The sequence below is a fragment of the Mycolicibacterium sp. MU0053 genome, assembly GCF_963378095.1.
Classification (GTDB): domain Bacteria; phylum Actinomycetota; class Actinomycetes; order Mycobacteriales; family Mycobacteriaceae; genus Mycobacterium; species Mycobacterium burgundiense.
On the sequence record NZ_OY726397.1, the window covers coordinates 588,110 to 599,984 of the forward strand.

Here is an 11,875-nt window from a genome sequence, read left to right on the forward strand (position 1 = left end):
CGTGACCGTAGGGGATTTCGCCGCCCGGCCGCAGTTGTCGGAGGACGTTGCCCGGCTGGTGCGCGGCCGAATCTTCGACGGCACATATGCCGCGGACAGCTACATCCGGCTGGAACTGCTGGCCGCGGAGTTGGGCATCAGCGTCACCCCGGTGCGGGAGGCGCTGGTGGAACTGCGCGCCGAGGGACTGCTGACGCAGCAGCCGCGGCGGGGCTTCGTGGTGCTGCCGGTGACCCGCCGCGACATCGCCGACGTCTCCGATGTGCAGTCCCATATCGGCGGGGAACTCGCGGCCCGGGCCGCCGCCAACATCACCGCGGCACAACTCGCGGAGGTCGAGTCCATTCAGGCCCGGTTGGAGGCCGCCTATGACGGCGACGACGACGTTCTGGTGGTGCGGCTCAATCACGACTTCCACCGCGCCATCAACGTGGCCGCGGACTCCCCGAAGCTCGCGCAGCTGATGTCCCAGATCACCAGGTACGCACCGGAAACGGTGTTCCCGATGGTGGCCGGCTGGCCGGCGAAGTCCATCCGGGACCATCGCCGGGTGCTGGCGGCGCTCGCCGACGGCGACGAGAAAAAGGCCCGCGCGGCGATGTCGGAGCATCTGTGCGCCGGCGCCGAACCACTGATCGAGCATCTGGTGGCGCGCGGAGTCATCGAGCAATGAGAACCCAGCCGCGAGCAGACACAAACTTCCCAGATTTCTGACGAAATCGGGGAAGTTTGTGTCTGCTCGCCGGAGATGGAGGAGACCATGGGCGTACTGGACGGCATTCGCGTGCTCGACTACGGCCGCTTCATCGCCGCCCCGTGGTGCAGTGCACTGCTGGCCGACATGGGCGCCGATGTGCTGCGGGTGGAAAAGCGCACCGGCGGTGAGGATCGCTGGGTGCAGTCCGTCACCGAAACCGGCGAGGGCGGAACGTTTTTGCAGTGCAACCGCAACAAGCGGTCCCTGACCCTGGATTCCACCACACCCGAAGGCGCGGAGATCACCCGCAGGCTGGTGGCGCAGTCCGACATCGTGATCGCCAACATGCCGGCGGCCGGGATGCGCGCGAATGGGCTGGACTACGCGACCCTGCGGGCGGTGAAGCCGGACATCATCTTGGCCAGCGCCACGGCCTACGGCGAGGGCGGGCCCTACAGCGACCGAATCGGCTTCGACGGCGCCGGGCAGGTCATGTCGGGCGCGGTTGCCCGCCAGGGGCTTCCGGAGCAACCCATCCGGACGGTGGTGCCCTACGCGGATTTCGGCACCGCGCTCACCCTCACCATCGGGGTGATGATGGCGCTGTACCACCGCGACCGCACCGGCGAGGGACAACACGTCGAGGGCGCGTTGCTGCCCACCGCGATGATGATGTCCAATGCGTTCCTCATCGAGCGGGATCTGCTCGGCCTCGACAAGCCGCGGATGGGTAATCAGGGTGGCTCGGTGGCACCGTGCGACCTGTACAGGACCAAGGACGACGACTGGGTGCTGCTGCAGATCGCGGGCCAGCCGATGTTCAAACGCTGGTGCCGGCTGGTGGGCCGGGAGGACCTGTTCGACGATCCCCGATACGGCGACGACGACCTGCGCTGGCAGCGCAGCGAGGAACTGAACGGGATCATGGCGCGGTGGTGTGCGGACAAGACCAAGGCCGAGATCATGACCGCGCTCGAGGCTGCCAAACTGCCTGCGGCGCCCATGCTCACCACGCAGGAGGTGCTCGACGATCCGCACGTGCAGGCCATGGGGTTTCTGCAGCGGGTGCCGTTCCCCGGCACGGCCAAGGATGTGCCGATCATCGAGACCCCGTTCCGGATGTCGGCTACCCCCGGCGAAATCCGCATGCGGGCCCCGCTGCTCGGCGAACACACCGATGAGGTGTTGGGCGAGATCGGCTTTGCCGCGGCCGAAATCGAGGAGCTGCGGACCCGGGAGATCGTGTAGGCGGCTATCCCTGCGGCGGCCCGAACAGCGTGCGCAACCGCGCGACGTCGACCTTCCCGGTGGCACCGCGGGGCACGGCATCGGCATCGTCGGTCAGCAGCCACCGCGCCGGAACCTTGAACGCGCTCAACCGCTCCCGCGCACCCGCCCGTAGCTCGGCTTCGGACACTGTCGCGGGGTCGCCGACCACCAACGCGGCGACCTGATCACCCTGAGCCCCAGATACATTCGTCACGAACGCGCCCTGCACGCCGGGCAGGGCGCGCAGCACCGACTCCACCTCGCTCGGGTACACCGTGGCGCCGCTGACCTTGAACATGTCGTCGCAGCGACCGTGATAGAACAGGAAGCCGTCGGCGTCGAGGTGCCCGAGGTCGCCGGTCGGGTAGTAGCCGTCGGCGGTGAACACCTCCCGGTCCGGGCGCCGGCAGATCCCGCGCATCAGATGGGGCCCGCGTAGTTCGATGACGCCTACGGTCCCGGTCGGCACAGGTGCGCCGGTCTCGGGGTCCGCGATGCGAACGGTCATCCCCGGGAACGGTTTTCCGCAGCTTCCCCAGGCCGCAGCCGGCATATCGGTATCGGCCGGATACCCGCAGTACGGGCCGAACGACTCGGTCATGCCGAACAGCTTCGCTCGCGCGCCGGGAGCACCCCGCAGCGGCGGCGGGAGCAGCGCCTCCAGGCTGCCCGGTTGCAGGCTGGAGAGGTCCGCGCCCACCGCGTCGACCTGGCGTGCAAGCGCTTCGGCTTGATCGGGCCAGCCCCGGAACAGCGTGACGCGTTCCCGGGACAGCAACGGCAGCGTCGTCTCGGGGGTGGGGATCGCCTCGGTGACCAGGGTGGCACCGGCGGCCAGCGCGGTCATCACACCACCGCTGAAACCGCCGACCCAGAAGAACGGCATCGGCAGATACAGCCGGGTGTCCGCGCGGACGCAACGCGCCGCCAAGCCGGAGCGCACGGCATCGAACGAGTTGCCGTGACTGTGTTGGATCCCTTTCGGGGCTCCGCTGCTGCCGGAGGTGAAGATGACGGTCAGCAGGTCGGCGGGGCGAACGGTTGCGCTCAGCGCCTCGACGAACCCGGGCGGTAACCGCGGCGCGTCCAGCTCGAACGCCTCTCGGTGGTCCCAGATCCGCTGCAGGGCAGGCAACTCGGAGCGGTCCGGGGTACCCAGTTCGTCCAGGTAGCGCCGCCCGCGGAACTCCACCGTGGTGATCAGGTGCTGCACCGCGGCGGTACGCAGTTGAGCAGCCAGTTCGCGCGGTCGCAGCAGGGTGCTCAGCGGGACCAGCACCGCCCCGATGCGGGTCAGGGCGCACGCGAGCTGAATCCAGGCGACGCCGTTGGGCAACAGCAGCCCCACTCGGGTGCCTTTGCTCACCCCGGCCGTGATGAGACCGGCCGCCAATCGGGCGCTGCTGAGGTCCAGGTCGCGATAGCTCAGCCGGGCCTCGGGGTCGACGACGGCTGCCTTTTCGGGGGCGGCGGCCGACCAGTGTCGCAGCACCGAGTCCATGGTCCGCGCCGGCTCAGGCATCGAAAAGACCTGCCAGCCCGGCGATGTCGATCTTGCCGCTGGACAGCACCGGAACCTCGGCGGGTCGGCAGGCGGCAAAGCGCTTGGGAATTTTGTAGGCCGACAGCGTCGCGCGCAGCGCCTCGGATGTGGCCGCCGGATCGAATGCCGACGGGTCCTCGAGTGCGATCACCGCCGCGACGATCTGACCGCGCACCGGATCCGGCAGGCCGAAAACATGCACTCCGGCAACGCCGCGGTCCGCGAGGACCCGGGTCAGCGCCGCCTCGACCTCCGGTGGGGCGACGTTGGCGCCGGCCGTCTTGATCATCGACCCGGCGCGGCCGAGGAAGTAGAAGAATCCGTCGGCATCGACGCGCACCAGGTCCCCGGTGTGGAACCAGCCGTGGGCGTCGAAGCAGTCCTCGCGGGCCAGCCCGTAGTAGCGCTGCATCAGATACGGCCCGCGCAGCCACAATTCGGAGTCGATCACCTGGGCCTCGAATCCGGGCGCGAGCCGGCCGAAGGAGCCACGGCGGGACTCGGGTTGGTCGGTGTCGTCGCGGTCGATCAGCGCGACGCTGCCGGTCTCGGTCATGCCCAGCATGTTGTGCCGGAGTTCGGGGTCGGCGGGGCGGACATCGACGGGCATCAGCGGGTAGAGGTTGCCGCGCCGCAACGACGACAGATCCCGCTCGGTGAAGCTCGGATGCCTGGAGAGGTGGGCGATGCCCGCCGCGAAACCGTTGCCGACGGTGGGTTTCTCGGCCTCCAGCAGGTCCAGCGTCACTGCGGCGTCGGTGGCGTTGGAACACACCAGGGTGGCGCCGGCGATGAACGTCGACAGCAGGCTGAACGCGAACCCGCCGATCCAGCAGAACGGCGAGTTGGAGAACAGGATGTCGGATGCGGTCAGGCCGCGGATCGCGTTGAGATTGGCCTGATGTTCCAGCAATGCGCCGTGGGTATGGACCGCGCCCTTGGGCCGGCCGGTGGACCCCGAGGTGTAGACGATCGCCAAGACGTCGGCGGCCGCCACGTCGGCTTCGGTGGCCGCCAGCAGCGCGGGATCCGTCGCCGCGCCGCGGCGCGCCAGCGCATCGGTGTCGAACAGGATGTGCCGCAACACTGGTGCGGCGGTGGTGAACAGCGCTGCGGTCCCGTCGAATTCGTTCACGTCGACACCGAGGGCCGCGCCGACCCGCTGCCGGTAGTCGTGGTTGCGGTAAGCAGTGGCGGCCAACAGGACCGTCACATCGCTGCGCACCAGTTGATCCCGCAGTTCGGTCGCGGTGAGGAAGGTGGAGAACGGCACCACCACCGCGCCGATCCGGGCGGCGGCCAGCGTCGCGACGACGAACTGGGCACCGTTGGGATACCACAGCCCGACGTGGGTGCCCTTGCCGACGCCCAGGGCCAGCAACCCGCGGGCGAGTTCGGCCGAACGGTGTTCGGCGGCGGCGTACGTGAGCCGTTCGTGATCGCACACCAGCAGCGGTTGATCGCCTCGACGGTGTTGGCGGTCGAGCACGCCCGCAACGGTCAGGCCGTCAGCCGCCATCGCGAACCCGGGCGAAATGTTCGCGCACCGCGCCCAGATCGGGTTTGCCCGACGGCGTGCGCGGGAGTGCCGGGACGATGTCGAGGACGTCGGGAATCTCGTAGCGGGCCAGCCGGGATCCCAGAAACTCGACGAGTTCGGCGGCGTCGGTGTGCGCGTTGTCGCGCAATTCGACCAGCCCCACCGGTATTTCACCGAGCCGGGCGTCGGGACGGCCGATCACGACCGCGCCGCGCACCGCCGGGTGGGTCTCCAGCGCGGCGCGGACGTCGTCGGGCAGAATCTTGAAGCCGCCGCGGATGATGGCCTGATCGGAGCGCCCCAGGATCCAGACGAAGCCGTCGGCGTCGATGCGGGCCAGGTCGGTGGTGCGGATCCAGTCCGCGTCCGGCCCCAGCTGTGCTGGTTTGACTTCCAGCAGGCCCGGTTGATCGGCGGGCAGGGCGGTGCCGTCGTCGGCGACGACCCGCAGTTGTGCTCCCGGATTCGCGCGGCCGACGCTGCCGCGCTTGTGCTGCCAGTACTTCCGATGATCGGCCAGCGTCCAGCTTGCCACGCCACCACCGAATTCGGTTGCCGCGTAGGACGTCAGCACTGGGACGCCGAACTTGTCGGTGAAGGCGTCGGCGTCCTCGGCGGACAGTGGGGCGGTGCCGGAGGTGACGGCGCGCAGGCTGGACAGGTCGTCGCGGGTCAGCTCCGAATGCAGCACCATCCGCAGGGCGGCCGGCACCAGCGAGGCGGCCCGCGGCCGGTGTTCGCGCACCGCCGCGGCCCACCGCTCCAGGTCGAACTTGGGCAGCAGCACGAACGGGCGGGCCTCGGCGATGCACAGCAACACCCGAAACACCCCGCCGACGTGCACCAGCGGCGAGTTGACGATCGCGACCCCACGCCGCAGTTCGGTCGGCGCGGGCGCGTGGGCCGGGTCCTTGCCGATCACGCTGTGCGTCAGCATGTCGTAGGTCAGGTCGACGCGTTTGGGCGGCCCGGTGGTCCCGCTGGTCAGCATCCACACCGCCACGCCGGGACGGCCGACGTCGGCGTTGACGATGCGTGCCGGTGCGACCTGCGGTGCGGTGTCCAGGTCCGAGACCGTCACCACCGTGGTGGCGGGGGAGTCGACGCCGAGGGTGGCGATGTCCTCGGCGGTGCCGATCAGCACCGGTAACTGCAGGGCGGCCAGATCGGCGCGGGTGCGTTGGTCGCCGCGGGCCGGGTTGACGACGACGACGGTGCCGCCGGCGCTGAGCACGCCCAGCAGCGCGGCGACGTGGACCGGCCGGTTGCGCAGCAGGATTCCCACCCGCGTGGGGCCGGCGGCGTCGTCGCGGGTGATGAGGTCCGCGATCCGCCGGGACAACGCGGACAGCTGTCCCCAGGACAGCCACTGGCCGTCGAACTCGATGGCCCGTGCGCCTGGGTCCAGCGCCAGGACGTGCTGGATGCGTCGGCTCAGCGGATGGGTCATCACCGGATCCGGGTCGGGGCCTGGGGCACGTCGGGGTCCTGCGCGGCGAGTTCGGCCTTGCCCAGCGGGTTCCCGAGGCGGGTGTAGATCAGACCCTGGTCCAGCGCCGCCCGGTAGGGCTTGTCCAGGGACTCCCAGATGGCCTTGACGGTGCCCTGGGTGGCGGACGGCGGTTTGGCCGCGATCTGTGCCGCGATGTCGTGCGCGCGGCTCCAGAGATCCTCTGCGGGAACGACTTCGGTCACCAGCCGAATCTGGAACGCGGTCTGTGCGCTGACTCGTTCGTCGTTGCCCATCAGGGCCATCCGCAGGGTGTCGGCGAGCCCGACCCGGCGCATCAAGCCGATGGGCTCGATCGCCGAGACCAGGCCGGCGGTCACATGGGAATCGAAGAAGGTGGCGTCCTCGGAGCAGATGACGACGTCTGCCTCGTTGACGAAGTACAGCGCCCCGGCGGTGCACATGCCCTGCACCGCACAGACGACCGGCTTCCACATCTTCTGCCATTTGGGGCTGAGCAACTCGCCCGGATCCTCGTGGCTCCAGACGTTGTCGGGCTGCCCGTAGTCGGACTTGATGTCCAGTCCGGCGCTGAACGCGCGGGTGCCGGCCGCGCGCAGCACCACCGCGTTGGTCGCTTCGTCGTTCTTGACGATGCGCCACACGGCCTGCATCTCCTCGCACATGGTGCGATTGAACGTGTTGAGCCGGTCGGGTCGGTTCAGGGTGATGGTGGCGACCCGGGCGGCCCGGTCGAATTCCAGCAGCAGGGTCTCAAACGGTTGCGTGCTCATCGGCAGGTCCAATTCGGGGTGCGCTTCTCGACGAAGGCCAGCGGGCCCTCCTGGGCATCCTCGGTGCGCACGACGCGTTCCCGGAAGGTTTCGGCGAGGATCTCGCCCTCGTGCAGCGGCAGGTCGAGGGTCTTGAGGATGGCCAGTCGCGTGCCGCGCACCGCCAGCGGCGCATTCGAGTTGACGACATCGGCGATCTCGTGGGCGCGTTCCAGCAGCCGATCGTGCTCGACGATCTCGGTGATCATGCCGAGTTCGTAGGCGCGCTGCGGGCTCATCCGCTCGTGTTTGCCCATCAACGCCATCCGCAGCGCGGCCGAGCGGGGCAGCGTCCGCGCCAGCCGCACCGTCTCCCGGGCGGCCACCAGACCGATGCTGACGTGCGGGTCGAAGAAGCTCGCCCGGTCCGAGGCGATCACGATGTCGCCGGTGGTGACCCAGTCCAGGCCGGCGCCGCAGCACAGCCCGTTGATGGCCGCGAGCACGGGCTTGGCCATCCGGCGGAACGGCGGCGTGCCCTCCTGCGGGGCCTCCCACTGGTCGTAGGTGGACAGGTAGGGGCGCTCGTAGATGACCCGGCCGTCCTCGGGGATCTCCTTGACGTCGGCGCCGGTGCAGAACGCCCGTCCGGTGCCCGTGACGATGGTCAGCCAGATGTTGTCGTCGTTCTCGGCCTCGTCGTAGGCCGACCGCAGTTCGTTGACCATGTGCGGGGAGAGCGCGTTGAGCGCCTCGGGGCGATTCAGGGTGATGGTGGCCTTGTGGCCGTCCACCTCATATTTGATGGTGTCGTATTCACCTGGTGTCGGCATGTGTCATCCCTTCGAGTGGTGACCGGGCCGGCTCAACGGCCCTGGAAGTCCGGTGTGCGTCGGTCCCGGAAAGCGGCCAGGCCCTCTTTGAAATCGGCGGTGCGGCAGGCGAGTTCGAGGCCGGCCAGCTCGGCGTTCATGGTATCCGGCAGCGTCGCATGGGCGGCGTAGGCCAGCGATTGTTTGGCCAGTCCGATGGCAACGGTGGGGCCGGCCGCGAGCCGGTTCAGCAGGTCGTCGGCGACGTGGTCCAGGTCCGGGCCGGCGACCGCGCTGTCGATCAGACCCCAGTCGGCGGCGGTCGCGCCGCTGACCTGCTCGCCCAGTAGCAGCATGCGTCTGGCGCGCGCCACCCCGGCCAGCCGGGGCAGCAGCCAACTGGCGCCCGAGTCCGGGGTGAAGCCGCGGGCCAGGAAGGGCTCCCACAGCGTCGCTTCGGAATCGGCGACGGTGAAGTCGGCGGCCAGCGCCAAATTGCAGCCGAGTCCCACCGCGTAGCCGCGAACGGTGCACACCACCGGCAGGTGCAGTCCGGTGATCAGTTCGATCACCCGGTGCGCGCCGTGCGGGATGCGCCGCACCAGATCTCCGGTGCGGGGACGCTGCCCCGAGGTGTTGGTGGCGACCCAGTCGGCGCCGGTGCAGAAGTCCGTGCCGGCTCCCCTGATTCCGATGGCCCGCAGCGCATCGTCGGTGGCGGCCTCGGTGAGGATCCGCACCAGATCCGCAATCATGGTGCGGCTCAACGAATTACGTCGGCTCGGGCGGTCGAGGGTGATCCGCAGGATCGCCCCGTCGCGCGTGGCGGTGACGCTGCCGTCGTCGACGCCGCCGTCCGCCGTGCCGGTCATCGGTACACCCGCCGCTTCCGGTCCATATGGATACCCCTACAGTAGGCGCTACGATTACTATGCGTACAAGCTAGCAAGGATAGGTCGCCGACGAAACATGCGGGTGGGGACGACGGGCGTGCCGGCCCGGCGTCGACCATGGCATTCCGCGGTGCGTCCGCCTGAGCAGGGCCGAACTGAAAGGACGTTCCGAACATGACGACCGCAGATGACCGGGTGCTTTTCGAGGTGGATTCCGACAACCGCATCGCCACCATCACGCTGAACAATCCCGCGCAGCGCAACTCCTATGACGCGAGCATGCGGGACAGCCTGGCGCGCTACCTCGACATCGTCGCCGAAGACGACGATCTGACGGTGGTGCTGCTGCGCGGCGCCGAGGGCGTCTTCAGCACCGGGGCCGACATGAACAACGCCTACGGCTGGTACGGCGAAAAGCGTGACGAGGGTGCCGCGCCCGCGAAGTCGCGGCCCAGCCAGCGGCGCCGACTTACCGTGGACCGCAAGTCGTTTGGCTTCTACCACAATCTGATGGGTTTCCCGAAGGTGACCGTCGGCGAGATCAACGGCTACGCCTTGGGCGGCGGCTTCGAGATGGCGTTGATGATGGACATCTCGGTGATCGCCCGCGACACCCGGATCGGGATGCCCGCCACCCGGTTTCTGGGTCCGGCGCTGGGCAGCCTGCACCTGTTCTTCCACCGGCTCGGCCCGGTGCTGGCCCGCCGCATGCTGCTCACCGGCGACATCGTCGAGGCCGGCGAGGTCGAGCACCTGGGGGTCTTCACCGAGACCTGCGCGCCGGAATCGGTTGCCGCGCGCGCCCGGTATTGGGCGCAGAAGACGGCGAAGATGCCCGCGGACGGTGTGGTCATCGCCAAGGAGGCCTTCCGGCTCGTCGAGCAGAGCCAGGCGTATCAGGGGGAAGAGGTGGCCAGCTACCTGTTCCACGCCTATGGAACGAATCTGCAGTTTGCGCCCGGCGAGTTCAACTTCGTGAAGACCCGCGCCCAGCACGGGACCAAGGAGGCCTTCCGGCTGCGCGACGAGCATTTTCACGTGCCCGAGCCGGAGTAGCCGGACTCAGGTCGCGGTTTTGCCGGTGCGGGGGGAGCCGGACTTCTCGGAGCGCTTCGGGGACTTGGCGGCACCGCCGGTGGTGATTTTGCGTTCGGCGTGATCGAGGATGCAGTTCAGCGTGTATTCGAAGTTGGTGTCGTCGGCGGCGATGATGTGGTGGCCGGCGTCGCTGACCTGGGCCAGCAGCGGCGTGTTCTCCGGGTCCACCACCATGCTGTCTTCCAAGGAGACCCCACCGTCGTCGGCGGCGGCCGTCTTCTCATGCAGCCGGCGCAGCACCACCGAGCCGCGCACGTGCACCGACATCGCGGAGTAGGTGTCGAAGGCATCCTCGGGGGACAAGCCGGCCTCCACCAGGCTGGCGATGGCCTTCTCGACTTCGAGCACGCCGAGTTGGGCGGCCCGCGGGCTCAGCGCCGAGCGGATCAGGATCAGATCACACAGGATCGGGTTGCCCAGAAACGTCTTCCGCATGGTCCAGGCGTGATTGCGCAGAGTCTCGCGCCAGTCCTTGGCCTCGACATAGGGCGTGGCGAAGACGTACTGGCGCAACGCCCGGTCGGTCATCGCGTTGAGCAGTTCGTCCTTCTTGCGGAAGTACCAGTAGATGCTCGTCACGCCGACGCCCAAATGCTTGCCCAGCAGCGGCATGCTCAGGTTGTCGATGCCGACCTGTTCGGCGAGTTCGAAGGCGCCCTTGATGATGTCGTCGGGGTTGATGGAGCCGCGCTCGCGCCGTGGCCGCTTGTCCGCGGTCGCCTGCTTTGCCACGACGGGCACCTCCATCGAGATCGATTCCGCCTTAGCGGATCCCCGGCCCGGGGTTGGTTTGTTCAAATTTACCGACGGCCGCGGCGTGAAATGCGACTTCGGTCGCGTGTCGGCGGGGCGGCCGTCCCGTCGACTGTACTGGGTGCCGTCCCGCGTGGGCGCTTGCCGAGACCCGCGTGAGACGTGCACCACAGGGTTTGCGGATCAGCGACGCGCATCTCCTGACCTGCCTACCGTAACAAATATAGTAACCTTTTCCAGATGGATCTCGGTCTCCAAGATGCCAAGTCTGTCGTGGTCGGAGGCAGTCGGGGGATGGGGCGCGCGGCTGCCCAGTGTCTGGCCGACGACGGCGCCCGGGTGGCCATCGTCGCGCGATCGCGATCGCAACTCGATGACGTGATCGACGACCTGGCCCGCCGGGGCAGCCCCGATCCGGTCGGGCTGGTTGCCGACGTCACCGACGCCGCGCAGATCGAGGCGGCCTTCGCCGAGGTGTCGCGGCGCTGGGACGGCGAGTTGAACATCCTCGTCAACGCGGTGGGCCCGAGTGTGCGCGGCGGCTTCGCGGACCTGGCCGACGATCAGTGGCAGCAGGCCATCGACGTCGGCGCCATGTCGATGGTGCGGTGCGTGCGCGCCGCACTGCCGCTGCTGCGCGCCGCCGACTGGGCCCGGATCGTGAGCTTCTCGGCGAGTTCGACCAAGCGGCAGGGCGAATCGCTGGTGGCCTACACGGCGGCGAAGTCGATGGTGACCAGTGTCTCCAAGAACCTGTCGCTGTCGCTGGCGCCCGATGAGATTCTGGTGAACGTGATCTCGCCCGGCAGCGTGGCCTCCGAAGGGTTGCGCGGCTGGGCCAAGACGGTCGGCGTCGACGGCGACGACCCGTATCAACTGATGGCGGCGATCACCGAGCATTTCGGCCATCCGGCCCACCTGCCGCGCACGGGTCTGCCCGAGGAGATCGGGCCGGTGGTGGCGTTCTTGGCCTCGCGGCGCAACTCCTACATGACCGGGGCCAACATCAACGTCGACGGCGGCACCGACTTCACCTGAGGTGCAGTC

Annotated in this window: 11 protein-coding genes; 4 read left to right on the top strand and 7 right to left on the bottom strand. The window is 68.7% G+C overall.

From position 1 onward, the window contains the following. Position 1: 1 nt before the first annotated feature. Together RCP80_RS02630 and RCP80_RS02635 are read left to right on the top strand one after the other, a co-directional pair. The gene (locus RCP80_RS02630; protein WP_308480868.1) at positions 2-673 is read left to right on the top strand and encodes a GntR family transcriptional regulator; all 672 of its coding nucleotides are present in this window, start codon (positions 2-4) and stop codon (positions 671-673) included. An 87-nt stretch (positions 674-760) separates the two neighbouring features. Continuing rightward, positions 761-1,945, top strand: a complete 1,185-nt coding sequence (locus RCP80_RS02635) for a CaiB/BaiF CoA transferase family protein (RefSeq protein WP_308480869.1) — start codon at positions 761-763, stop codon at positions 1,943-1,945. 4 nt (positions 1,946-1,949) lie between these two features. Here RCP80_RS02635 and RCP80_RS02640 read toward each other — a convergent pair whose 3' ends face one another. From RCP80_RS02640 to RCP80_RS02665, 6 genes are read right to left on the bottom strand one after another with little or no spacing between them, the layout of a single operon-like run. Next, a complete protein-coding gene (locus RCP80_RS02640; protein ID WP_308480870.1) occupies positions 1,950-3,488 on the bottom strand; it encodes a class I adenylate-forming enzyme family protein in 1,539 nt (512 codons plus the stop codon). Further along, positions 3,481-5,028, bottom strand: coding sequence for a class I adenylate-forming enzyme family protein (locus tag RCP80_RS02645; protein WP_308480871.1), 1,548 nt, complete (start codon positions 5,026-5,028; stop codon positions 3,481-3,483). The genes RCP80_RS02640 and RCP80_RS02645 overlap by 8 nt, the downstream gene beginning before the upstream one ends. Next, positions 5,018-6,499, bottom strand: coding sequence for a class I adenylate-forming enzyme family protein (locus tag RCP80_RS02650; RefSeq protein WP_308480872.1), 1,482 nt, complete (start codon positions 6,497-6,499; stop codon positions 5,018-5,020). The genes RCP80_RS02645 and RCP80_RS02650 overlap by 11 nt, the downstream gene beginning before the upstream one ends. Further along, on the bottom strand, positions 6,499-7,293 hold the full coding sequence (locus RCP80_RS02655) for an enoyl-CoA hydratase/isomerase family protein (RefSeq protein WP_308480873.1): 795 nt from the start codon (positions 7,291-7,293) through the stop codon (positions 6,499-6,501). Before RCP80_RS02655 ends, RCP80_RS02650 begins: the two co-directional genes overlap by 1 nt. Next, the gene (locus RCP80_RS02660; protein ID WP_308480874.1) at positions 7,290-8,105 is read right to left on the bottom strand and encodes an enoyl-CoA hydratase/isomerase family protein; all 816 of its coding nucleotides are present in this window, start codon (positions 8,103-8,105) and stop codon (positions 7,290-7,292) included. The genes RCP80_RS02655 and RCP80_RS02660 overlap by 4 nt, the downstream gene beginning before the upstream one ends. Before the next feature lie 32 nt (positions 8,106-8,137). After that, on the bottom strand, positions 8,138-8,956 hold the full coding sequence (locus RCP80_RS02665) for an enoyl-CoA hydratase/isomerase family protein (RefSeq protein ID WP_308480875.1): 819 nt from the start codon (positions 8,954-8,956) through the stop codon (positions 8,138-8,140). A 195-nt stretch (positions 8,957-9,151) separates the two neighbouring features. Here RCP80_RS02665 and RCP80_RS02670 point away from each other — a divergent pair, with 195 nt between their 5' ends. Beyond that, the gene (locus tag RCP80_RS02670; protein WP_308480876.1) at positions 9,152-10,033 is read left to right on the top strand and encodes an enoyl-CoA hydratase/isomerase family protein; all 882 of its coding nucleotides are present in this window, start codon (positions 9,152-9,154) and stop codon (positions 10,031-10,033) included. Positions 10,034-10,039: 6 nt separating this feature from the next. Here RCP80_RS02670 and RCP80_RS02675 read toward each other — a convergent pair whose 3' ends face one another. After that, positions 10,040-10,822, bottom strand: coding sequence for a TetR/AcrR family transcriptional regulator (locus RCP80_RS02675; protein WP_308480877.1), 783 nt, complete (start codon positions 10,820-10,822; stop codon positions 10,040-10,042). A gap of 246 nt (positions 10,823-11,068) precedes the next feature. On the opposite strand from RCP80_RS02675, the gene RCP80_RS02680 reads away from it, so the two are divergent. Continuing rightward, positions 11,069-11,866, top strand: coding sequence for an SDR family NAD(P)-dependent oxidoreductase (locus RCP80_RS02680; protein WP_308480878.1), 798 nt, complete (start codon positions 11,069-11,071; stop codon positions 11,864-11,866). Positions 11,867-11,875 lie beyond the last annotated feature (9 nt).

What these genes read in the sequence shown, in the direction of transcription:
- RCP80_RS02665 (WP_308480875.1), bottom strand. Translation starts at nt 8,956, where the DNA reads ATGACCGGCACGGCGGACGGCGGCGTCGACGACGGCAGCGTCACCGCC.
- RCP80_RS02660 (WP_308480874.1), bottom strand. Translation starts at nt 8,105, where the DNA reads ATGCCGACACCAGGTGAATACGACACCATCAAATATGAGGTGGACGGC.
- RCP80_RS02670 (WP_308480876.1), top strand. Translation starts at nt 9,152, where the DNA reads ATGACGACCGCAGATGACCGGGTGCTTTTCGAGGTGGATTCCGACAAC.
- RCP80_RS02680 (WP_308480878.1), top strand. Translation starts at nt 11,069, where the DNA reads ATGGATCTCGGTCTCCAAGATGCCAAGTCTGTCGTGGTCGGAGGCAGT.
- RCP80_RS02655 (WP_308480873.1), bottom strand. Translation starts at nt 7,293, where the DNA reads ATGAGCACGCAACCGTTTGAGACCCTGCTGCTGGAATTCGACCGGGCC.
- RCP80_RS02650 (WP_308480872.1), bottom strand. Translation starts at nt 6,499, where the DNA reads ATGACCCATCCGCTGAGCCGACGCATCCAGCACGTCCTGGCGCTGGAC.
- RCP80_RS02675 (WP_308480877.1), bottom strand. Translation starts at nt 10,822, where the DNA reads ATGGAGGTGCCCGTCGTGGCAAAGCAGGCGACCGCGGACAAGCGGCCA.
- RCP80_RS02635 (WP_308480869.1), top strand. Translation starts at nt 761, where the DNA reads ATGGGCGTACTGGACGGCATTCGCGTGCTCGACTACGGCCGCTTCATC.
- RCP80_RS02645 (WP_308480871.1), bottom strand. Translation starts at nt 5,028, where the DNA reads ATGGCGGCTGACGGCCTGACCGTTGCGGGCGTGCTCGACCGCCAACAC.
- RCP80_RS02640 (WP_308480870.1), bottom strand. Translation starts at nt 3,488, where the DNA reads ATGCCTGAGCCGGCGCGGACCATGGACTCGGTGCTGCGACACTGGTCG.